Consider the following 22861-nt stretch of genomic DNA (forward strand, 5'->3'; position numbering starts at 1 on the left):
CGGCCCGGTGGCGGACCCCGTCGGGTGAGCCCCCGCACGCGCCGCCGCGCCGCCTCACAGCTTGCCCCCTCTGCCGCCGTCGCGCGGCGCGGGCGCGATCAGGGTCGACAGATACGGCAGCGGGCCCGGCGGCCCGTCCATCTCCGACGCCTCGCGGATCGACTCGCCGGGCAGCCCCAGCGCGGAGCCCCACACCGCGCCCCGGGTCCGGCCCGTCTCCCGCAGCGCCGTCGCCACCTCCGCCGCCAGCCGCCCGAACTTGTACGCCACGACCGTCCCCGGCCCCTCCAGCGCCTGCTTCAGCACGGCGGCGCCCGCGGTCACCGGCACCAGGGTCAGCGGCTCGGTGCCCTCGGCCAGCACCGCGCCGCTGCGGGCCGCCAGATCCTGCATCGCGGTGATCCCGGGCACGGTCTCCACGACGGTCCCCGGAACCAGCTCGCCGATCGTCTGCGCGAGATAGGTGAACGTCGAGTACACATGGGGGTCGCCGATGGTCGCGAACGCGACGGTGCCCCGGTCCCGCAGCAGCTGAGCCACCCGTTCGCCCGCCGCGTCCCACGCGGCCTCGCGCCGGGCCCGGTCGGTGCGCTCGTTGAGCGCGAACACCACCCGTACGATCCGGTCCGCGCCCACATGGTGCAGTACCGTCGCCTCGGCGCGCCCCTGCTCGCCCCCCTCCATCACGGGCACGACGACCACATCGGCCTCACGCAGCACGCGTACGCCCTTGACGGTCACCAACTCCGGGTCACCGGGCCCGACTCCGACCCCGATCAGCCTGCTCATGGTGTGCACCTCTCCACAAATCGACGGGCGGCACCGGGCGCCGCGGCCCAGTGCGTATGCAGATAACTCGCGTGCACGCCCTGCTGTACGAAGCCCTCGGTACGGCGCTCCGGGCGGTGCAGACCCCAGGCGGGGGCGGGCCCGGCGCCCGGCTCGACCACGGTCCGGTGGAACTCGTGTCCGCGCAGCCGGGTCCCCGCCGGCGCGAGGCAGCTGTCGGTGACGGCGACCGCCTCCCGGTACCCGAGCGTGAGCCGTTCCCCCATCCGGGCGTCGGCCTCCAGCACCGAGCACATCGGCCGGCCGTCGAGCGAGCGCGCCAGATACAGCAGCCCCGCGCACTCGGCGGCGACGGGCCCGCCCGCGCGCGCGAACCGGGCGACCGCCTTCCGCAGCGGCTCGTTCGCCGACAGCTCCGGCGCGTACACCTCCGGGAACCCGCCCCCGACGACGATCCCGCCCGTGCCCTCGGGCAGTTCCTCGTCCCGCAGGGGGTCGAACCGGACGACCTGCGCGCCCGCCGCGGCAAGGAGTTCCGGCTGCTCGGCGTACGAGAACGTGAACGCCGCTCCCGCCGCGACGGCGATCACCGGGCGCCGTGCCCCGGGACTTCCGGGGCCGGCGAGCCGTTCGGGTCGACGTGCCTCCCGGGCCCGGACGGCGATCGGCTCCGGGGTCCGGGCGGCGGTCGTCCCCCGGACGGCGGCGGGACCGTCCTCCCGGACCGGCGTTCGGGGCGCCGGATCCCGTACGGCACCCGGCGAACGGCTCCCTCCCCGCTCCGACGGCCCCGGCACGGCCCGCGGGACGACCGGCGGTCCGGCGGCACCGGTACCGGCGGCATCCCGGAAGCACTCGTCCGCGCTCCAGGGCTCGACCGCCTCCCGGGGCGCCGACCTCGCCAGCGCCAGGAGTCCTTCCAGATCGCACCCCCGCCGTACCAGCTCGCCCATCGCCCGTACGGAGGCCACCGCGTCCGCCGCCCGTTCCGCCACCGGCACCAGGCCGAGATGCCGGGACGGTGTCGAGACGGCGGCGCCCCGCCGCAGCGCCCCCAGGACCGGTACCCCCACGGATTCCAGTGCCTCCCGCAGCAGTTCCTCGTGCCGGTCGGAGCCGACCTTGTTGAGGATCACCCCGCCGATCCGGACCCCGGGGTCCCAGGTGACGAAGCCGTGCACCAGCGCAGCCACCGAACGCGACTGGGAGGAGGCGTCCACGACCAGCACCACCGGCGCCCGCAGCAGCTTGGCGATCTGCGCGGTCGACGCCAGCTCACCGGAGCCGGCGGCGCCGTCGTACAGCCCCATGACCCCTTCGATCACGGCCACGTCGCACCCCGCCGCACCATGGGCGAACAGCGGGGCCATCAGCTCCGTACCGCACAGAAAGGCGTCCAGATTGCGGCCCGGACGGCCCGTCGCCAGCGCGTGATAGCCCGGATCGATGTAGTCGGGGCCCACCTTGTGCGGGGACACGGCGAGCCCCGACGCGGCGAAGGCCGCCATCAGGCCCGTCGCGACGGTGGTCTTGCCGCTGCCCGAGGAGGGCGCGGCGATCACAAGCCGTGCTACCACTCGATGCCCCGCTGCCCCTTCTGGCCCGCGTCCATCGGGTGCTTCACCTTCGCCATCTCGGTCACCAGATCGGCGAGGCCGAGCAGTTCGGCCGGCGCGTTCCTCCCGGTGATCACCACATGCTGGTTCCCGGGGCGCTCCCGCAGCACCGAGATCACCTCGGCGGTGTCCACCCACCCCCAGTGCAGGGGGTAGGCGAACTCGTCCAGGACGTACAGCCGGTACGACTCCGCCGCCAGATCGCGCTTGACCTGCTCCCAGCCCTCGCGGGCCGCCTCCTCGTTGCTGAGCTGCCGGTCGCGCTGGACCCATGACCAGCCCTCGCCCATCTTGTGCCAGTCCACCGGGCCGCCCTCGCCGGACGCCCCGAGGACCCTCAGGGCGTTCTCCTCGCCGACCTTCCACTTCGCCGACTTCACGAACTGGAACACCCCGATCGGCCACCCCTGATTCCAGGCCCGCAGCGCGAGCCCGAAAGCGGCGGTCGACTTGCCCTTGCCGATGCCCGTATGGACCACGACGAGCGGCCGGTTACGGCGCTGACGTGTGGTGAGCCCGTCGTCCGGAACGACGGACGGCTGTCCCTGTGGCACTACGCGGCCCTCCCGCTGGTACGACTACCCGAACCCGAACCTGAAACGGAACCTGAGTCCGAAACGGAACCCGGACCTGAAACGGCAGCGGAACCCCGCCCCTGGGCGGAACCGGAGCCCCGCAACGGGCCCGGCACGGAACCCGGCCCCCGCCGCACGCCCGGCACGGAACCCGCGCCCGCCGTGCGTACGTCCTTCACCAGCCCGGCTATCGCCTCCGCCCGCAGCTCGCCGAGCGTCACCGCGGTACCCCGCAGCTCACCGGCGAGCGCGCCCGCGAGTCCCAGCCGCACGGCCCCCGACTCGCAGTCCACGACGATCGCCGCCGTCCCCTCGGCGGCGTGCAGCCGCGCCGCCCGGGCCGCCAGCCCCACCGCGTCCCGTCCGCCGGTCGCCCGGCCGTCGGTCACCACCACCAGCAGGGGCCGGCGCGAGGGATCACGCATCCGCTCCACCCGCAGCACATCGTGCGCCGTGAGCAGCCCCGCCGCCAGCGGTGTACGCCCGCCGGTCGGCAGCAGGTCGAGCCGGGCCGCCGCCGCGTCCACGGAGGACGTCGGCGGCAGTACCAGCTCGGCGTCCCGGCCGCGGAAGGTGACCAGTCCGACCTTGTCCCGGCGCTGGTAGGCGTCCAGCAGCAGCGACAGCACCGCGCCCTTGACCGCGCTCATCCGCTGCCGGGCCGCCATCGAACCGGACGCGTCCACCACGAACAGCACCAGATTCGCCTCACGGCCCTCACGCACCGCCTGCCGCAGATCGTCCCGGCGCACCACCAGACCGGCACCCGAGCGCCCCCGCGCCCGCTGGTGCGGGGCCGCCGCCCGTACGGTCGCCGCCAGATGCAGCTTGGTGAGCGCGCCCCGGACCCGGCGCGCCCCCGTCGTCCTCCCGTGCTCGGCGCGGGAACGCGAGCGCCGCCCGGCCGCGCCCTCGCCGATGCCCGGCACGCTCAGCGTCTTCGCCCGGAACGGCTCGCCCGCCCCGACCGCCCGCTGCTCGCCGCCACCGCCCGAGGGCTCCCCGTCCTCGTCGCCCTCCGGCCGCGCGGGAGTCCCGCCCCGCGAGGATCCCTCGGGCCCGCCCTGCGCATCCGGTGTGTCCGGGGCGTCGGGCCCGTCCGAAACGTCCGGCCCTTCGGGTCCTTCCGGTCCGTCCGGCAGGGGCTGCCCACCGCCACCGGGATCCGGCTCGTCGTCGTCACCACCGTCCCCGGACTCCCCGGACCCGCGCCCGTCGCCGGATCCCTCGGGAGCGTCCGGACCGCCGGAGTCCCCGAACTCCTCCAGCGTCTCGTCCAGCCTGTCCTCGTCCAGCCCGGGTGCGTCGAACGGATTGCGCCGCCGCCGGTGGGGCAGCGCCAGCAGCGCCGCCTGCCGTACGTCCTCCGCGAGGACCTCCGTGCGCCCCGCCCACGCGGCCAGCGCGGTGGCCGTCCGGGCCATCACGATGTCCGCCCGCATCCCGTCGACCTCGAACGCCGCGCAGGTGGCCGCGATCTGGCGCAGTGCGCCGTCGCCGAGACGGACCCGGGGCAGCAGCTCCCGGGCCGCGGTGATCCGGGCCCTCAGCGCGTTCTCCTCGCCGGACCAGCGGTCGGCGAAGGCGGCGGGACCGTCGTCGTACGCCAGCCTCCGGCGTACGACCTCCACCCGCTGATCCGGCTCCCGCGAGGCCGTGACCTCCACGGTCAGCCCGAAGCGGTCCAGCAACTGCGGTCGCAGCTCGCCCTCTTCGGGGTTCATCGTCCCCACCAGCAGGAACCGGGCCGCGTGCCGTACGGAGACCCCCTCGCGCTCGACATAGGACGCGCCCATGGCCGCGGCGTCCAGCAGCACATCCACCAGATGGTCGTGGAGGAGGTTCACCTCGTCCACGTACAGGATTCCCCGGTGCGCGTCCGCGAGCAGTCCCGGTTCGAACGCCTTCACCCCCTCCGCGAGGGCCCGCTCGATGTCGAGTGCCCCGACGAGCCGGTCCTCGGACGCGCCGATGGGCAGCTCCACCGTCCGCGCGGGCCGGACCACCCCCGGGCCCGGTTCATGGGGCCCGTCCGGGCACCCCGGATCGGGGGAGCCCGGATCACAGGAGAACCGACACCCCGCGACGACCGCGACCTCGGGCGCCAGCGCCGCCAGCGCACGGACGGCGGTGGACTTCGCGGTCCCCTTCTCGCCCCGCACCAGCACCCCGCCGACCCGGGGCGACACCGCGTTCAGCAGCAGCGCGAGCCTGAGGTCGTCCTGTCCGACGATCGCCGTGAACGGGTAAGGCGTGCTCATGCGTCCCCCTCCAGATCACCTTCGAGTTCGAGATAGGTCTCCCGCAGCCGCTCCAGGGTCGCGGCGTTCGGCTCCGCCCACAGCCCCCGGTCCGCCGCCTCCAGCAGCCTCTCCGTGATGCCCCGCAGCGCCCAGGGGTTGGACCGCTTCATGAAGTCCCGGTTCTCCGGGTCGAAGACGTACTGTGCCGACAACTTCTCGTACATCCAGTCGTCCACGACCCCCGCCGTGGCGTCGTAGCCGAACAGATAGTCCACGGTCGCCGCCATCTCGAAGGCGCCCTTGTAGCCGTGCCTCCTCATGGCGGCCATCCAGCGGGGGTTGACCACCCGGGCGCGGAACACCCGGTGGGTCTCCTCGCCCAGCGTGCGGGTCTTCACCTGGTCGGGGGCCGCGCTGTCGCCGACGTACGCCTGCGGGGACTCGCCCGTCAGATGGCGCACCATCGCCACCATGCCGCCGTGGTACTGGAAGTAGTCGTCGGCGTCGACCAGGTCGTGTTCCCGGGTGTCGACGTTCTTCGCCGCGACCGCGATCCGCCGGAACGCCGTCTCCATGTCCCCGCGGGCCGCCCGGCCGTCCAGCCCGCGCCCGTACGCGTAGCCGCCCCACACCGCGTACACCTCGGCGAGATCCGCGTCGGAGGTCCAGTTCCGCGCGTCGATCAGCGGCAGCAGACCCGCGCCGTACGCCCCCGGCTTGGAACCGAAGATCCGGGACGTGGCCCGGCGGCGGTCGCCGTGCCCGGCGGTGTCCTCGTCGGCGTGCGCCCGTACGTAGTTGACGTCGGCCGGCTCGTCCAGCTCGGCCACGGCCCGTACGGCATCGTCGATCAGCCCGACCACATGCGGGAACGCGTCCCGGAAGAAGCCGGAGATCCGGACCGTCACATCGATACGCGGGCGGCCCAGCTCCCCGGGCGGCACGATCTCGAATCCGGTCACCCGCCGGGACGCGTCGTCCCACACCGGGCGGCAGCCCAGCAGCGCGAGGATCTCGGCGATGTCGTCGCCCTGGGTGCGCATCGCCGAGGTGCCCCAGACGGTCAGGCCCACGGACCGGGGATACGCGCCGGTGTCGGCGAGATAGCGGGCCACCAGGGAGTCGGCCAGCGACTGGCCCACCTCCCACGACAGCCGGGACGGGATCGCCTTGGGGTCGACGGAGTAGAAGTTCCGCCCGGTCGGCAGGACGTTGACCAGGCCGCGGGTCGGCGATCCGGACGGTCCGGCCGGGACGTATCCGCCGTCCAGCGCGTGCAGGACGTTGCCGATCTCGTCCGTCGTCCGGGCCAGCCGGGGTACGACCTCACGGCAGGCGAACTCCAGCACCGCGACCGCGTCCGGCAGTTCGCACTCCAGCACCCGGCGGACCTCGGACGTCACCCGGTCCGGCTCCCAGTCCAGGGACTCCATGCCCTCCGCCAGCCGCCGGCACAGCTGCTCCAGCAGATCGATCGCGTCCGCGCCCGTACGCGCGGGAAGGCCGGGGACCAGCGAGGCCAGCGCGTCCGGAACCTTGACGGGCGCGCCGGGCTCGGCGAGCAGTTCCTTCTCCACCAGTCCGAAGTGATCCGCGACAGCGGCCCGCAGACCGGGCAGCGCGTTCGCCGTGCCGCCCCACACCTGGGAGGCGCGCAGCACCGCCAGCACCAGATTGACCCGGGCCCCGGCCTCGGGCCCGCCGCCGAGGACATGGAGTCCGTCCCTGATCTGGACGTCCTTGATCTCGCACAGATAACCGTCGATGTGCATGACGAACTCGTCGAACTCGTCGTCGTCCGGCTGGTCGTCGACCCGCAGATCGTGATGGAGCTCGGCCGCCTTCACCAGCGTCCAGATCTGCGCCCGCACCGCCGGTGCCTTCGCCGGGTCGAGATCGCTGACCAGCGCGTACTCGTCGAGGAGCTGTTCCAGCTTGGCGAGGTCGCCGTAGGTGTCGGCGCGCGCCATCGGCGGCACCAGATGGTCGACCACGGTGGCGTGCCCCCGGCGCTTGGCCTGGGTGCCCTCACCGGGATCGTTCACGATGAACGGGTAGACGAGCGGCAGTTCGCCGAGGACCGCGTCGGGGCCGCAGCCCGCCGACAGGCCGAGCCCCTTGCCCGGCAGCCACTCCATGGTGCCGTGCTTGCCCATATGGACGACCGCGTCCGCGCCGAACGACTCCTCCAGCCAGCGGTAGGCGGCCAGATAGTGGTGCGAGGGAGGCATGTCCGGGTCGTGGTAGATCGCGATCGGGTTCTCACCGAAACCACGCGGCGGCTGGATCATCACGATGACGTTCCCGAACCGGAGCGAGGCCAGCACGATGTCGTCGCCGTCGACGTAGAGCGAGCCCGGCGGCTCCCCCCAGTGCTCCAGCATTCCGTTCCGCAGCCCCGGCTCCAGCTTGTCGAACCAGGCCCGGTAGTCGGCGAGCGGTACGCGCGCGGGAGCGGCGGCGAGCTGCTCCTCGGTCAGCCACTCCACATCGTGCCCGCCCGCGCCGATGAGCCGGTGGATCAGCTCGTCCCCGCTGTCCGGGTGGCCCTCCACCCGGTATCCGGCGTCCCTGAGCGCGTCGAGCACCCGCACGGCGGAGACGGGAGTGTCGAGCCCCACTGCGTTGCCCACGCGTGAGTGCTTCGTCGGATACGCGGTGAAGACGAGCGCCACCTTCTTCTCCGCGTTCGTCTTGTGCCGCAGCCGGGCGTGGCGCACCGCGATCCCCGCGACGCGCCCGGCCCGCCCGGGATCGGCGGCGTACACCGGGACACCGTCCGGGCCCTCCTCCTTGAACGAGAAGGGGACCGTGACGATCCGCCCGTCGAACTCGGGGATCGCGACCTGCATCGCCGCGTCCATGGGGGTCAGGGCCGCGTCCGACTCCTCCCAGTCGCGGCGGGACGAGGTGAGGCACAGACCCTGGAGGACGGGTACGTCCAGCTCGGCGAGCGCGCCGATGTCCCACGCCTCCTCGTCCCCGCCCGCGCTCGCCCGGGCCGCGGTGGTCCCGCCGGCCGCCAGCACCGTCGCGATCAGGGTGTCCGCCGTCCCCAGCAGCGCGAACAGCCCGGGATCGGCACCCCGCAGCGAACCGACGTACACCGGGAGGGCGTTGGCGCCCCGGGCCTCGATCCGGTCGCACAGCACATCGACGAAGGAGGTGTTCCCCGACAGTTCGTGCGCGCGGTAGAAGAGCACCCCCACGGTGGGCCGCCCCTCCCGCCGCTCACGGGAGCCGTGCACGCCCCAGGCGGGCATCGTCCGCGGCTCGGCGCTCTGCCTCTCCCGGGTCTCCCCGGGCCGTGTGGCGCCCGTCCGCAGGACGTCCTGGTCCAGGAACCGGGCCAGCTCCACCAGATTGTCCGGGCCGCCCTCCACGAGATAGCGCAGCGCCTCGGCCACCGCGCCCGCGTGGACGGTCGACTCGGCCATCAGCTCCGCGTCGGGAACGGCCTCCCCGCCCAGCAGGACGGTCGGGATCCCCGACTCCCGCAGCACGGCCAGCCCGTCCTCCCAGGCGCGCCGGCCGCCCAGCAGCCGTACGACCGCGACGGACGCGCCCTCGATCAGCGCGGGCAGCTCCGCACGGACGTCGACACGGGTCGGGTTGCCGACGCGGTAGGGCGCGCCGGACGAACGGGCCGCCAGCAGATCCGTGTCGGCGGTCGACAACAACAGCACAGTGCTCATACGGGTGCTCCAAGGTCTCCGGGGGCAGGGGGCGCGCCGGGTGGGACGAAGGGAAGATCCGTCGGCGCGCCCCGCTCGATGAGCCGCATGAGCGCGTCCGTGTCCGCGTGTTCCTCGACGAGGTCGCCGAGCCGGTCCAGCTGTTCCTCGCGCAGCGCTCCGAACGACGTGTCCGGAGCGGGTACGAAACGCCTGCCGGTGGCGCTCGCGACCCGTCTCAGGAACTGCCGCCGGAAGCCGTCGCTCTCCAGTGAGCCGTGCCAGTGGGTGCCCCACACCTCGCCGACCCGGCAGCCCTCCGGGCCGCCTCCCGCGACGGCGGTGATGAACGGCTCCCCGCCCAGGACCTCGGCGACGCCGTGGTGGATCTCGTATCCCTCCACGGGCTCACCGAGGGCCGTGCCGGCCGGCCTTGCCAGGGTCTTCCCGGCCGCGAACCGCACGCGTACGGGCAGCAGCCCGAGACCGGTCACGGATCCCGCCCGTGACTCGACCGCGTCCTCGATGTGCTCGCCGAGCATCTGGAACCCGCCGCAGATGCCCAGCACGGGACGCCCCTCGGCCGCCCTGCGCACCAGCTCCGCGGCAAGGCCCCGCTTCCTCAGCCAGTCCAGCGCCCGGACCGTGCCCCGCGTTCCCGGCACGATCACCAGATCCGCGTCGGCCAACTCCTCGGGCCGGTCGGCGAACCGCACCACCACACCCGGTTCGGCGGCCAGCGCGTCCACGTCCGTGAAGTTGGACATCAGCGGCACCGCGCACACCGCGATCCGCAGGACCTCCTCCCCGACGGGCGGCGTCACGGCCGACTCCCGGACCGTTCCGCGCAGGGACACGCGCAGCCCGTCCTCCTCGTCGATGCCGAGCCCGGACGCGTACGGCAGAACCCCGTACGTCCGCCGTCCGGTGAGCCGGCGCAGCATGTCGAGCCCCGGCTCCAGCAGCGAGACGTCCCCGCGGAACTTGTTGACCAGATAGCCCGCGACCAGCCCCTGGTCCTCGGCGCTCAGCAGCGCGGTGGTGCCGAAGAAGGAGGCGAAGACCCCGCCGCGGTCGATGTCCCCGACGACGAGCACCGGCAGCCGGCCCGCCCGGGCGACACCCATGTTGACGATGTCCGTGCGCCGCAGATTGATCTCGGCCGGGCTGCCCGCACCCTCGCAGATCACGGCGTCGTACGTGCTCCGCAGCTCCTCCAGGCACTCCACGACGGTCCCGAGCAGCGCCTCCTGACGGCCGCCGTGGTAGCCGCGCGCGCTCATCTCGCCGACGGGCCTGCCCATCAGGACCACCTGGCTGCTCCGGTCACCGCCGGGCTTGAGGAGGACGGGGTTCATCAGCGCGGTCGGCTCGACGCGGGCGGCCTGCGCCTGCATGGCCTGAGCGCGGCCGATCTCCGCGCCGTCACGGGTCACGAACGAGTTCAGGGACATGTTCTGCCCCTTGAAGGGAGCGGTCCGCACCCCCTGCCGCACGAGCCAGCGGCAGATCCCGGCGGTGACGACACTCTTGCCCGCGTCCGAGGTGGTCCCGGCGACGAGGAGCCCGCCCCCGCGCCTGCGGCCGGTCATCGGGCGCCTCCCCGGCGCAGCCGGTTCGCCGCGGCGCCCGCCGTACCCGCCGCCCGGCGGAACACCGGCCGTGCGGCGACACAGGCGCCGAGCGCGAGCAGCCCGACCCGGCGCGACAGCCGGACGGCCCGTTCGATGTCGCCGATCCCCACCGCGCGTCCCCCGCCGTTGAGCACGGGCCGGTGCTCGACCCGGCCGCCGTACGAGAGGGTGCCGCCGAGCCGTACTCCGAGGGCTCCCGCGAACGCCGCCTCGACGGGGCCCGCGTTGGGGCTCGGATGCCGGTGGGCATCGGACCGCCAGGCCCGTACGGCTCCGGGCGCGCCGCCGCCCGCGAGCACGGCCAGCGCGGCCGTGAGCCGGGCCCCCGGCCAGCCGGCGAGGTCGTCGAGGCGGGCCGAGGCCCAGCCGAACCGCCGGTAGCGGGGGGAGGTGTGACCCACCATCGCGTCCAGGGTGTTGACCGCGCGGAACCCCGCCAGCCCGGGAACTCCGGCCAGCGCGCCCCACACCAGCGCCCCCACGACGGCGTCGGAGGTGTTCTCGGCGACGGACTCGACGACCGCGCGCGCGATCTGCTGCTCGTCCAGGGCGTGCGGATCACGTCCGCACAGATGCGGCAGCCGCTCACGGGCCGCCGCCGTGTCGCCCGCGGCGAGCGCCCGCCCGACGGCACGGGCCTCCCGCCCCAGCGAGGTACCCCCGACGACGGTCCAGGTGGCGGCGGCGGTCAGGGCCAGGGAGGCGGCGGGGCTCCGGCGCGCCCCCCGGGCGAGGAGCGCGGCACCGGAAGCGGCGCCTCCGGCGCACACGGCGGTGTGCAGCGCGCCCCAGCCGCGGTGGTCGCGCCACAGGACACGCTCGACGGCGCCCGCGGCCCGCCCGAACGCGGCGACGGGGTGCCCCCGGCGGGGATCGCCGAGCAGCAGATCGCCGGTGAGGCCGAGAGCGGCGCCGTACGCGAATACTCGGTCGGCACGCATGGGTCAGGCCGTTGCCCCGCCTCGGGGGAACGGTGAACCCGGTGCCGTGCCGGGCGCCTTCAGCCCCTTCGGAGCTCCGGGCGCTCCCAGTGCGTTCGGGGCATTCAGTGCATTCAGGGCAGGAGCTGAACCGCAGCCGCGCATGGCGAAATGTCCTCACTCAGGGTGTCCGCGCCCTGGTTCGACGAGTCCGACGGTGAGAGTTCCTGGCTCCCGGGAGTCATTCCCGGTCACAGTGGCGGGACCGCGCCGGATTCGCACCGGCTTCCTCTGCCTCCGTCGTGATGGCCAAGGAAGTCCACCACGCTCCGAGAACACCCGTCAACCTGCCTTTGACCTGCGGAGGGGCAGTGTGCTGAGCCCCACATCCGGACAGCCGGAGGGCCGGGCACCCCCATCGGGTGCCCGGCCCTTCGACGGAAACGGGTGAGGCGCGGACGTGAGTCCCGACGGCCGCGGCCGTCAGGTGACGATCAGATAGATCCCGTACGCCACGGCCGCCGTGCAGAGCGCGAAGCAGGCGTACGCGCCGGTACGGGCGAGGGCCGCGGAGCCACCGCCTCCGCCTGCCGCCGACTCCTGCTTGCTGAGCGCGACCACGCCGACGGCGAAGAGACCCACCACCACCACGGTCGACACGAGGCTCACGCCGAAGACGGAGCCGAGGGCTTCCCAGTCGATTTTCATGCTGATCTGTCCTTACACCGCGGCCCGGCTCGCCGGACCCGCTTCGGGGGCCGAGGGAGCGGGGGACGGGATGGTGGTCTTGAGGTCGTCCTGGGCGAGGGCGGCGTTGACGGCGCCCACGGGCTCGCCGTGCTCGACGTCGTTCACGTTCGTGTGGTCGACGACCTGGCGGCGCGAGACCAGCCAGATCGCGGCACAGGAGGCGATCAGGAAGACGGCGACGGCCGCCACTCCCCAGTCACCCTGCTTGGTCACGAACTCGGAGCCCGCGGCCACCAGTGCGGCGGCCGGCAGCGTCAGACCCCAGGCCACGAACATCCGGGTGGCGGTGGACCAGCGGACCACCCCGCCCTTGCGGCCGAGGCCGGCACCCATGACGGCACCGGAGCAGGAGTGCGTGGTGGAGAGGGAGAAGCCGAGGTTCGAGGAGGCGAGGATGACACTGGCCGCGCTGGTCTGGGCGGCGAAGCCCTGCTGCGGCTGGAGGTCGGTCAGACCCTTGCCCATGGTGCGGATGATGCGCCAGCCACCGAGGTAGGTGCCGAGCGCGATCGCGACGCCCGCGGAGACGATGACCCACATCGGGGGGTTGGAGCCGGGGGAGAGCACATCGCCGGCGACCAGGGCCAGCGTGATGATTCCCATCGTCTTCTGGGCGTCGTTGGTGCCATGGGCCAGCGAGACCAGACCGGCCGAGGCGATCTGACCCGCCCGGTAGCCCTTCTCCGTGCCCTTGCCGTCCGCCTTGCGTCCGATGCGGTACGTCAGCCTGGCGGCGAAGAACGCGCCGATGCCGGCGACCAGCGGCGCGGCGACGGCGGGAATCAGGACCTTGGTGACGACCGTGCCGCCGTTGACGCCGCTCATGCCGACCGAGGCGATGGTCGCACCGATCAGTCCGCCCATCAGGGCGTGCGAGCTGCTGGACGGCAGGCCTATCAGCCAGGTGGCCAGATTCCAGAGGATGGCGCCGACGAGCGCCGCGAAGATGACTTCGGGGGTGATGCCTGACTCGTTGACGATGCCGCTGGAGATCGTCTTCGCGACCTCCACCGACAGGAACGCGCCGACGAGGTTGAGCACGGCGGACATGGCCACCGCGGTCTTGGGCTTCATTGCGCCGGTCGAGATGGTCGTCGCCATCGCGTTGGCGGTGTCGTGGAAACCGTTCGTGAAATCGAACACGAGAGCTGTCACGATTACGATCGTGAGCAGCAGCGTGATGTGTTCCATTTACCCAGGCAATCTTTGGAGGTCAGTGGCTCGCCGAACGTAGGTAACCTGGGTGAACGGAAGGTGAACTGGGGCCGGACTCGGGGTGTCTCCAACCGGTTCTTATCCTTCCGCTTCCGCTTCCCCCGGGCCGGGATTCCGGTTGCGGCCGTTCGAGGCGGACAGGAAGTGGCTTTCGAGGGATTTTATGGTGATATGCATCACCGCGCTTCCCCGACACGCCATCCGGGTCACCGGGCGGGCCGGAGCGGTCGGTGGAACCCGGGGATCCGGGTTCCCGGGCGTTCGACGGAAACCCGATCCCCGAACATTCGCGCCCCTTGTGCGCCCGGTGATTCCGGACAGTCCTCCGCCCGTCTCCGGCCCGTCCTCCGCCGGTCTCCGGCCTGTCCGCCGCCCGTCTTCTGCCCGCCTTCGGCCCGGTCTTCGGCTTCAGGGGCTACCCCGGCCGGCGCCCGTCCACTGGCAGCGTGCCGCGCCCGTGCCGACACTGAGGGGATGCGTCCGGTAACCGCGACGGCAGCGGCCGTCACCACCCTGATAGGCGTCGGCGCGGCCGCGGCCGTGGCCGGCCGGTACGCGGGCGACGCCACGCTCAAGGCGTCGCCCGGCCGAGCCCTCCCCGGGGACCCCCGGCTCACCGTGCACGCCACCGCGGCCGGCCAGGTGACCCTGACCCGGGCCCTCGCCTCGCGCCGCCCCGGCACGTACGGGATCGAGGGACCGGGCGTCCACGCGATCGTCGGCCCCGTCCTCGAAGGGGTCTCCCACCCCGCCGACACCCTGGTCCGCAGGCTGGAGCAGGTCGGCCACGGAGCCCTGGAGCCCGGTACCCGGGTCCGGATGACCCCCCGGCTCCACACCGGCACCCCCACGGAGGCCCTGGGCATCGACCACGAGGACGTCAGCATCCCCGGCGAACTCGGTCCACTGCCCGCCTGGTTGGTGCCGGGCCCCCGCGACACCTGGGTGATCGCCGTGCACGGGCTCGGGGCCACCCGGGAACACCCCATGAACCTCCTTCCGTTTCTGCACGGCAGACGCATGCCCGTGCTCGGCCTCGGCTACCGGGGCGACCCGGACGCGCCCCGCCCCCCGGGCGGCCTCGGCCACCTCGGCGACTCCGAGTGGCGGGACCTGGACGCGGCCGTCCGCTTCGCCGTGGGCCGCGGCGCCGTGAGCGTCGTGCTGCTCGGCTGGTCCACGGGCGCCGCCATGGCACTGCGCACCGCCGCCAACTCCACGCTGCGCGACCGGATCAGCGGGCTCGTCCTCGACTCCCCGGTGCTCGACCAGGACGCGACCCTGCGGGGTCTGGCCGCCGCCCGCCACACCCCCGGACCCCTGGTGCCGCTCGTCGCCAGAGCGGCCCGCGGCCGGGCGGGGCTGGCCGGGGGCGGGCTGATCACCATGGCCCGCGCACAGGCCGTACGGGTGCCGACCCTGATCCTCCACGGCCCCGACGACACCCTCGCCCCCTGGGGGCCCTCCCGGGCACTGGCCGCGGGCCGTCCCGAACTCGTCACCCTCCACACGGTCCTCGACGCCCCGCACGCGGCCATGTGGAACGCCGACCCGGCCGGGTACGAGGAAGCGCTCCGCCGCTTTCTGACCCCCTTGCTCTAGAGGGCGTAGGAGCGGGCGCCGTACGACGCGGGCGACGGCGCCACCGGGGTCGTGCGGCATCGGTGTGGTCGGCGCGGTCGGCGTCGTCGGTGTGGTCCGGGCCGGGCTCTCCTCGTCGGCCTCTTCGCGACCGGCTCGTGCGCTGCGGGGAGACCGATGACTTTCCCCGGGTGACGAAGTCGGAAGGGCGGGGACGGATGTCTCCCGGGCCGGGAGAGAAGTGGTGTGCGATGAGGCTGGTACTACAGGAGTTCCTGTCGCTGGACGGCGTCTCCCAGGGGCCCGGCTCCCCGGACGAGGACACCAGCGACGGATTCGCCCGGGGCGGCTGGTTCGTGCCGCACCTGGACGAGGCGTTCGAGCGGGTGGCCGCCGGCTGGCTCGGCGCGGCGGACGCATTCCTGTTCGGCCGCCGTACCTACGAGAACTTCGCCCGGGACTGGCCGGAGATGACCGACCACCCGAACGCCCGCATTCTGAACGGTTCGCCGAAGTACGTCGCCTCCCAGACCCTGACCGAGGCCGGGTGGCAGCCGGCCACGATCCTGTCCGGCGACATCCCCGCCCGGGTCGCGGAACTGAAACGGCGGCCCGGCCGCGAGCTCCAGATCCACGGCAGTGCCCGGCTCGGCCAGTCCCTGCCGGCCGCCGGCCTGATCGACGAGCTGCGGCTCGCGATCGCCCCGGTGGTCGTGGGCAGCGGACGACGGCTGTTCCCGGACGGCGGCACCCCCGCCGGCCTGCGGCCGCTGCACAGCGAGACGACGCCGAGCGGTATCGCGGTGCAGATCTTCGAGCCGACGGGCCTTCCGGAGTACGGGACGTACGGGGTCGGCGCGTAAGGGCTGTCCCGGGCTGATCGAGCCGGTCTCCGGGCAGGGGCCGCCGGGCACGGGTTCTCTCCGGGCGTCCACCGGCCCCCGGGAACGGGTGGGACCGGGTGGGACGGCAGCAGCCCGGTGCGGTGGCCCGAAGGGCCGCTCACCCGGCTGATCGGCGGGCCCGCCCGGCCCGGGACGCCCAGTCCGCGACCCCGGCCCGCAACCGCGCCGCGCTGCCGGGATCACCCGGGCGCGTCCCCGTACCAGACCCGCCGCCGGCGCCGCGCCGCACCGGACGCCGGGGACCCGCGCTCCGGGCGGGCGCCGCCGTTGCGGGCAGGCACGGTCGAGCCCGTACGGGCCGGATTCCGGGTGCCCGCGCCGCCCCGCCGCCAGAGGCACTGAATCCGGCCGATCTGCCGCCCGACAGGTTCCGTTTGGGCTTTCGGGCCGTCAACGGGAAGACTGCTCCTTGTGACGTCCCGAAAGCCTGATGAGCAATTGGCGCGCAACTCCAGACTCCGTCTCGTCCGCCCGCGGCCGCTGGCCAGCGCCCGCAGGGCCGTGACGACCCGGCGCACCCGTCCGGCCCCGAGGCCCCCCGAGGGCACTCCTCCGCCCGCCGAGCTGGCCCGCCAGGCGAGAGAGGTCCTCACCGACGCCGTACGGATCGCCCGCTGGGCCGCCGTCGACCGGGACCCCAGCACCGCACCGCTCGCCGACCGCGCGGAGGAACGGGCCGCGGCCGCACTGGAACTGACCCCCGCCCAGGTACGCGCGGGCTGGGACCGGGCCCGCCTCGCCGGACTGGTCGAACTGCACGGCGACACCGCCCGCCCGGGCTGGCGGCTGCGCGCCTGGGACCGCGACGACATGGCCGTACTGCGCGGCTGGGTCGCCCTCTTCGACGCGTGGTCGCTGGCGCACCCCGCCCCCGGCGATGTCGCGCCCACGGCCGTCGCCGAGGTCGTCGAAGCCGTCCCGCAACTGCTCTCCCTCCTCCAGCTCTCGGCCGGGCCGGTACTCGTCCCCGCCCTGCTCGATCTGCTGGAGCAGCGGGTGGCGGAACTCCGCGAGGAACGCTGTGAGGTCCCGTACGGCACCCAGGAGCGGCCCGGACCCCCGGAGCAAACCGCGCCGGGGCCCCTGCCGGACGCCGGCGCCCCCGGCGCGGGGCTGCCCGGGGCGGACACCCCCGCGCCCGGCGCACCCGCGCCCGCCTCCGCCAACCGGTCCGCCACCGGGTACGCCGGCGCGGGCCGTCCGGCCGCGCTGGTGGTGTCCGAGGACGGCGGGGCGGCCGGAGCCGGGCGGGACGTCCCCGTCTCGCGCCTGCTCGGCTGGGCCCTCGACGGACTGGCCACCGTGGGGGCCCTCACCCTCGACAGGGGCCGGTCCGCCACCCTCACCCCGCTCGGCAACTGGGCGGTCTGGGTCAAGCTGGAGCAGATCTGCGTCGCCGCCCAGAGCCCGGCGGGCAATATCGAGCAGTCCGCCGACGACATGCTCCGCGGCTGCGCCCGCCTCACCCCCGGCCCGGCCCGTGCCGAGTACCGCGCCTGGCTGGCCGCCCGTACGGTCTCCAGCGCCGTGAGCGAACTGCTCACCGTCGCCCGGGGCGAGGACGCCCTGCTGCGGGGCCTGGCCTTCGAGGCGCTGCGGGCCGTCGGAGCCCCCGCCGAGGCCGAGGTCCGCGCCGCCGCCGAAGAGCCCACCCTGCGCCCGTACGCCCTGCTCTGGCTCGCCGAGTACGAGGGCGTCGACCCCGATGACGCGTCGGACGTCCTCACCCGTGAGGAGGCCACCTGGCTCTGGGTGGACACCGCGGCGGCCGTCGCCGACCACGGTGAACCCCAACTGCTGCTGCGCCATCTCGACTCGGCGGTCCAGGGCACGGTCCCGGCACTGCTCGAAGAGGTCCGCTCCGGCAGACACCCCCGCACCGTCCAGGTCCTGGTCGCCCTGGCCGCCGCCCACCCCGACCCGGCGCTCGCCAAGGCCGTCCGCCGAGCGGCGTTCCAGGTCCACACCGGCGGCGCGTAGGCCCGACGGCACCGACCGGCTGCCGGGGCCGGCCGGTCCGGTGACGGTGGGCGGGCCCGGCGGGGGAGTGCCCCCGCCGGGCCACCGGCTCCCGGCACCCGTACCCGCGCCCGGACGACGACTCCGGCCCGGGCCCTCCGGGGGCCCGGGCCCGGGGGCCCGCGAGGCGTGCCCCGCTCGGATCCCCCAGGGGAATGTGAGGTGTGTCTCAGTCTGGCGCTGCCCGCCGGCAACGCCCGCCGAGGATCGGCCCGAGGCGTCGCGGCGGGCATGACACCCGTCGGGAATCCCCGGGCGAACCCCCGGCGAACCGCTGACACCGGGCGGCCGGGCCCCGGAACCGCTCCAGCACACGGCAGCCGACGACGACCGCGGGCATCCCGTGGGGAATACCGGCGGTGCCGCCGCAGCCGTCGGCACAGGGCCGGGGCCGTCGTCCACAGTCCACCGCGGCCCCTCGCGGCCGACTTCCCGGCCGGGCGCCGCGTACCCCTGAACTCGGCCCTCCGGAAGCCGCTCTCACGCTCCCGCAGGCGGCAAACCACTTGCACGCCCCCGTTAGACTGGCCGCTATGGCCATTCTCCTCGTGCATTAGACGGCGTCGACGTCTGTCGAGGCGCTTCGGAGTTCTTTGAGGTTCTGTGAGGTTCTTCGGGGTTCTTTGACGTTTCCGACGTTTTCCGACGTTTTTTCGCGCCCTCCCTTCCGCCGTCCGTACCGCTTGCCCTGGAGTCTGTCCGTGATCACCGCTTCCGGCATCGAGTTGCGCGCCGGCGCGCGCGTCCTCATCGAGTCCGCTTCCTTCCGCATCGCCAAGGGCGACCGCATCGGCCTGGTCGGCCGCAACGGCGCCGGCAAGACGACCCTCACCAAGTGCCTCGCGGGCGAGGGCATCCCCGCCGGGGGCGCGATCACCCGCTCCGGCGAGGTCGGCTATCTCCCGCAGGACCCGCGCACCGGCGACCTGGACATGCTCGCGCGCGACCGCATCCTCTCCGCCCGGGAACTCGACACCGTGCTGAAGAAGATGCGCGAGAACGAGGACCGGATGGCGAACGGCAAGGGCGCCACCCGCGAGAAGGCGATGAAGAAGTACGAGCGCCTGGAGACGGAGTTCCTCACCAAGGGCGGTTACGCCGCCGAGGCCGAGGCCGCCACCATCGCCGCCGCGCTCGGACTGCCCGACCGCGTGCTCGGCCAGCCCCTGCACACGCTCTCCGGCGGTCAGCGCCGCCGGGTCGAGCTGGCCCGCATCCTCTTCTCCGACGCCGACACCCTGCTGCTCGACGAGCCCACCAACCACCTCGACGCGGACTCGATCGTCTGGCTCCGCGACTATCTGAAGACCTACCGCGGTGGCTTCATCGTCATCTCCCACGACGTCGACCTCGTCGAGACGGTCGTCAACAAGGTCTTCTACCTCGACGCCAACCGCTCCACCATCGACATCTACAACATGGGCTGGAGGCTCTACCAGCAGCAGCGCGAGGCCGACGAGAAGCGACGCAAGCGCGAGCGCCAGAACGCCGAGAAGAAGGCCGCCGCCCTCAACTCCCAGGCCGACAAGATGCGGGCCAAGGCCACCAAGACGGTCGCCGCCCAGAACATGGCCAAGCGCGCCGAGCGGCTGCTCGCCGGGCTGGAGGAGGTACGGGCCGCCGACAAGGTCGCCAAGCTCCGCTTCCCCGAGCCCGCGCCCTGCGGCAGGACCCCGCTCACGGCCGAGGGCCTGTCCAAGTCGTACGGCTCGCTGGAGATCTTCACCGATGTCGACCTCGCGATCGACAAGGGCTCCCGGGTCGTCATCCTCGGCCTCAACGGCGCGGGCAAGACCACCCTGCTCCGGCTTCTCGCCGGGGTGGAGAAGCCCGACACCGGCACCGTCACCCCGGGCCACGGCCTCAAGCTCGGCTACTACGCCCAGGAGCACGAGACCCTGGACCCGGAGCGTACGGTCCTGGAGAACATGCGCTCCTCCGCACCCGATCTCGATCTGGTCCAGGTGCGCAAGACGCTCGGCTCGTTCCTGTTCTCCGGCGACGACGTCGACAAGCCGGCCGGGGTGCTCTCCGGCGGGGAGAAGACCCGGCTCGCGCTGGCGACCCTGGTCGTCTCCTCGGCCAACGTCCTGCTCCTGGACGAGCCCACCAACAACCTCGACCCGGCCAGCCGTGAGGAGATCCTCGGCGCGCTGCGCACCTACAAGGGCGCGGTCATCCTCGTCACCCACGACGAGGGAGCGGTGGAGGCACTGGAACCGGAGCGGATCATTCTGCTGCCGGACGGGGTCGAGGACCTGTGGGGCGCGGACTACGCGGACCTGGTGGCGCTCGCCTGACGGTCCACGGCCGGGCCGCGCGCCCGGCCGGAGAGGCCCGGGGAGGTTCCGCCGGCGCCCCGTGGACACCGTCCGGTCAGGCATCGGGCGCCCTGGCGGGCCGTTCCGCATCCGCCCCGGCACCCTCCCCGGCAAGGGCTCCGGGGGGCCTCCGGCGGCGGGGAGTGATCCACTCCGTATGGATCATTCGGCCCACGGGTGATCCGTCATCTGAGTGAGAGCGTCTCGTACCCCGGCGTGGCACTCGGTGCAGCGCTCGCGTTTCTGCCCCGTTCCCGGCCGGATTCTCCGTAGGGCCCCTGACCTGCCAACTCTCCGGAGTTCCAGTGTCCGGCGGGTCGGCGGGCGCACTCGGAATCCAGGATTCCGGCCAGCTGGGCCACTCCGTGCACGGCAAAGGTCGTCCCATGGACCTTGCCGAATGGGTGGCCAGGAAGCCCACAAGGGGTGATCATGAGAAGTCCAGAGCGCACTTCCCATGAGGAGGCACGGGTGGCCGAGACTCTGAAGAAGGGCAGCCGGGTTACCGGCGCCGCGCGCGACAAGCTCGCGGCAGACCTGAAGAAGAAGTACGACTCCGGTGCGAGTATCCGGGCGCTGGCCGAGGAGACCGGCCGTTCCTACGGATTCGTCCACCGGATGCTCAGCGAGTCCGGAGTCACGCTGCGGGGACGCGGCGGGGCGACACGGGGCAAGAAGGCCGCATCGGCCTGACGCCGGACGTCTGAAGCCGGACGTCCGACGCGGGCCGGAGTGTCACGGCTCCTTCGGTCCACCGGTTCTCACGGTGGCCACCCGGCCGCTTGTCACGGTCGGCCGGGTGGTTACTGTGCAGTCGCTTAGCTAGTGTGCGGTGACTGCACCCGAACCGGAGGCGCCCCATGACTTCGTCCGACCCCGCGCGGCACAGTGACTCCGTACCGGACCGTGACCCTGTACGTGATCTCGTGCTGGACAAGGACGGCGTACGGCTCACCGTCGAGGACGCGGTGGCCACGGTGACACTGACCAACCCGGCCAGGCGCAACGCCCAGTCCCCCGCTCTGTGGCGGGCGTTGACGGATGCCGGGCGGTCGTTGCCGGGCACGGTGAGGGTCGTGGTGCTGCGCGGTGAGGGCAAGTCCTTCTCCGCCGGACTCGACCGGCAGGCGTTCGCGCCGGAGGGATTCGACGGCGAGCCGTCCTTCCTCGATCTCGCACGGGCTTCCGACGCGGAGCTGGACGCCGTCATCGCCGAGTACCAGGAGGCGTTCACCTGGTGGCGCAGAAGTGACATCATCACGATCGCGGCCGTCCAGGGCCATGCGATCGGTGCCGGATTCCAGCTCGCTCTCGCCTGTGATCTGCGGGTCGTGGCCGAGGACGTCCAGTTCGCCATGCGCGAGACCAGCCTCGGTCTCGTCCCCGATCTCACGGGTACACATCCGCTGGTGTCGCTCGTCGGCCATGCCCGTGCGCTGGAGATCTGCGCCACGGGCCGTTTCGTCCACGCCGAGGAGGCCGAGCGCACGGGGCTTGCCAACCTGGTCGTGCCCGGTGACGAACTCGACGCCGCGGCATGGGACCTGGCCGCCGCACTGCTCGCGGCCCCCCGCGACGCGGTCATCGAGACGAAGGCCCTGCTCCAGGGCGCCCCGGGCCGGACATACGAGGAGCAGCGCACCGCCGAGCGCGCCGCGCAGGCGCGCAGGCTGCGGGATCTGGCCGGTATCGGCGACTGAGCCCGGCCACCACCCGCCGGGGTGCATCCCCGGGGCCCGTCTCTCCGGTGCCTTCAGGACCCCGGTCCGACGGCCGTGACCAGGACCGATACCGGGCGCCCGTCCCCGAGGGCCGCCGAGACCGCCTCGCGGACCGCCCGTACCACCTCCGGGGGACGGTGGCCGTGCGCCACCGCCACCTCGACCCGGACATGGTCCGCCGCGCGATGCACCGGTACACCCAGGACGGCCGTCAGACCGGCGACGCCTGCCGCCCCGGCCGCCGCCACCGCGAGGGGATCGGCGGGGTCGGCGGGCCGAACCCCGGCCGTGCCGGAGGCGACCGGCCAGGCCCGGTCCGGTTCGCCCGGGGGCTCGCCGGGGGCCGTGCTCCCCGGGACCCCGGCGAGCGGGTCGAGCAGCTCCGTCACGCGCAGATCGACCTCGGTGACCACCAGGCCGAGGGTGTCCGCGGCAGCGGTGAAGAGGGTGTCCCGCAGCGCGGACGCCAGCGCGGGCAGCGGTCGCAGCGCCGTGGCCGCGAACTCGGCGTCGATACGCAGCTCACCCGGCGGCAGCGCGCTCGGCGGTGCCGGTACGGCGGGGGAGGGCGCCGACTGCGGGTCGGCGAGCGCCAGCCGCAGCCTGCCCGGCGCCACACCGTCAAGGCCGTCGGCCGCGTGCCGCAGCACCCCGTCGGCGGCCTGTTCGGTCAGCCAGGCACCCTCCCCGGGGCCTCCCAGCGGAAGCAGCCTGCCCGGGCCGAGCCGTCTGCGTACCTCGTCAGCGGTGGTCATTGCTCCAGCCTGCCGCAACTTCGGAGCGGGACGGCGCATCCGCGCTTAATGTGGGCTGAGGGGTGTCCGGTGGAACGCACCGGATTCCGGCGGATCCAGCAGGGCACCCGAGAGGGGACTGAAGCACTGTCCGCAAGGCCGTA

At 73.6% G+C, this 22861-nt stretch carries 16 protein-coding genes and 1 riboswitch; of the genes, 6 read left to right on the forward strand and 10 right to left on the reverse strand.

Annotated features, from left to right (window positions below; translation table 11 throughout):
- Window positions 1-54: 54 nt before the first annotated feature.
- The 9 genes from cobI to ACIBCM_RS03675 all read right to left on the reverse strand — a co-directional run bounded on the left by cobI (window position 55) and on the right by ACIBCM_RS03675 (window position 13392).
- A complete protein-coding gene (cobI, locus tag ACIBCM_RS03635) occupies window positions 55-789 on the reverse strand; it encodes a precorrin-2 C(20)-methyltransferase (RefSeq protein WP_399239690.1) in 735 nt (244 codons plus the stop codon).
- On the reverse strand, window positions 786-2366 hold the full coding sequence (locus ACIBCM_RS03640; protein WP_399239692.1) for a cobyrinate a,c-diamide synthase: 1581 nt from the start codon (window positions 2364-2366) through the stop codon (window positions 786-788). The genes cobI and ACIBCM_RS03640 overlap by 4 nt, the downstream gene beginning before the upstream one ends.
- Window positions 2360-2959, reverse strand: coding sequence for a cob(I)yrinic acid a,c-diamide adenosyltransferase (cobO, locus tag ACIBCM_RS03645; RefSeq protein WP_399239694.1), 600 nt, complete (start codon window positions 2957-2959; stop codon window positions 2360-2362). The genes ACIBCM_RS03640 and cobO overlap by 7 nt, the downstream gene beginning before the upstream one ends.
- A complete protein-coding gene (locus ACIBCM_RS03650; protein ID WP_399239696.1) occupies window positions 2959-5241 on the reverse strand; it encodes a putative cobaltochelatase in 2283 nt (760 codons plus the stop codon). The genes cobO and ACIBCM_RS03650 overlap by 1 nt, the downstream gene beginning before the upstream one ends.
- Window positions 5238-8918, reverse strand: coding sequence for a cobaltochelatase subunit CobN (gene cobN / locus ACIBCM_RS03655; protein WP_399239698.1), 3681 nt, complete (start codon window positions 8916-8918; stop codon window positions 5238-5240). The genes ACIBCM_RS03650 and cobN overlap by 4 nt, the downstream gene beginning before the upstream one ends.
- Entirely contained in the window at window positions 8915-10489 is a 1575-nt protein-coding gene (locus tag ACIBCM_RS03660) for a cobyric acid synthase (protein WP_399239700.1), read from the reverse strand. Before ACIBCM_RS03660 ends, cobN begins: the two co-directional genes overlap by 4 nt.
- Window positions 10486-11472, reverse strand: coding sequence for a cobalamin biosynthesis protein (locus ACIBCM_RS03665; protein WP_399239702.1), 987 nt, complete (start codon window positions 11470-11472; stop codon window positions 10486-10488). The genes ACIBCM_RS03660 and ACIBCM_RS03665 overlap by 4 nt, the downstream gene beginning before the upstream one ends.
- Before the next feature lie 179 nt (window positions 11473-11651).
- Window positions 11652-11791, reverse strand: a riboswitch (cobalamin riboswitch).
- 143 nt (window positions 11792-11934) lie between these two features.
- Window positions 11935-12159, reverse strand: coding sequence for a hypothetical protein (locus ACIBCM_RS03670; protein WP_399239704.1), 225 nt, complete (start codon window positions 12157-12159; stop codon window positions 11935-11937).
- Window positions 12160-12171: 12 nt separating this feature from the next.
- On the reverse strand, window positions 12172-13392 hold the full coding sequence (locus ACIBCM_RS03675) for an anion permease (protein ID WP_399239706.1): 1221 nt from the start codon (window positions 13390-13392) through the stop codon (window positions 12172-12174).
- Window positions 13393-13890: 498 nt separating this feature from the next.
- Here ACIBCM_RS03675 and ACIBCM_RS03680 point away from each other — a divergent pair, with 498 nt between their 5' ends.
- The 6 genes from ACIBCM_RS03680 to ACIBCM_RS03705 all read left to right on the forward strand — a co-directional run bounded on the left by ACIBCM_RS03680 (window position 13891) and on the right by ACIBCM_RS03705 (window position 21942).
- Window positions 13891-15018, forward strand: a complete 1128-nt coding sequence (locus ACIBCM_RS03680) for an alpha/beta hydrolase (protein WP_399239708.1) — start codon at window positions 13891-13893, stop codon at window positions 15016-15018.
- Window positions 15019-15248: 230 nt separating this feature from the next.
- The gene (locus ACIBCM_RS03685) at window positions 15249-15860 is read left to right on the forward strand and encodes a dihydrofolate reductase family protein (protein ID WP_399239711.1); all 612 of its coding nucleotides are present in this window, start codon (window positions 15249-15251) and stop codon (window positions 15858-15860) included.
- Window positions 15861-16313: 453 nt separating this feature from the next.
- A complete protein-coding gene (locus ACIBCM_RS03690; RefSeq protein WP_399239713.1) occupies window positions 16314-17882 on the forward strand; it encodes a hypothetical protein in 1569 nt (522 codons plus the stop codon).
- 740 nt (window positions 17883-18622) lie between these two features.
- Window positions 18623-20221 carry an ABC-F family ATP-binding cassette domain-containing protein gene (locus tag ACIBCM_RS03695; RefSeq protein WP_399239715.1) on the forward strand — a complete coding sequence of 533 codons (1599 nt, stop codon included), beginning with the start codon at window positions 18623-18625 and terminating at the stop codon, window positions 20219-20221.
- 492 nt (window positions 20222-20713) lie between these two features.
- Window positions 20714-20935: a helix-turn-helix domain-containing protein gene (locus tag ACIBCM_RS03700; protein WP_006123601.1), complete on the forward strand. Its 222-nt coding sequence runs from the start codon at window positions 20714-20716 to the stop codon at window positions 20933-20935.
- A gap of 167 nt (window positions 20936-21102) precedes the next feature.
- The gene (locus tag ACIBCM_RS03705) at window positions 21103-21942 is read left to right on the forward strand and encodes an enoyl-CoA hydratase/isomerase family protein (RefSeq protein ID WP_399239717.1); all 840 of its coding nucleotides are present in this window, start codon (window positions 21103-21105) and stop codon (window positions 21940-21942) included.
- 53 nt (window positions 21943-21995) lie between these two features.
- Here the strand turns inward: ACIBCM_RS03705 and ACIBCM_RS03710 are convergent, their stop codons facing one another.
- The gene (locus tag ACIBCM_RS03710; protein WP_399239719.1) at window positions 21996-22718 is read right to left on the reverse strand and encodes a hypothetical protein; all 723 of its coding nucleotides are present in this window, start codon (window positions 22716-22718) and stop codon (window positions 21996-21998) included.
- Window positions 22719-22861: the final 143 nt, after the last annotated feature.

The organism is Streptomyces sp. NPDC051018, assembly GCF_044456085.1.
In the GTDB taxonomy this organism is placed as follows: domain Bacteria; phylum Actinomycetota; class Actinomycetes; order Streptomycetales; family Streptomycetaceae; genus Streptomyces.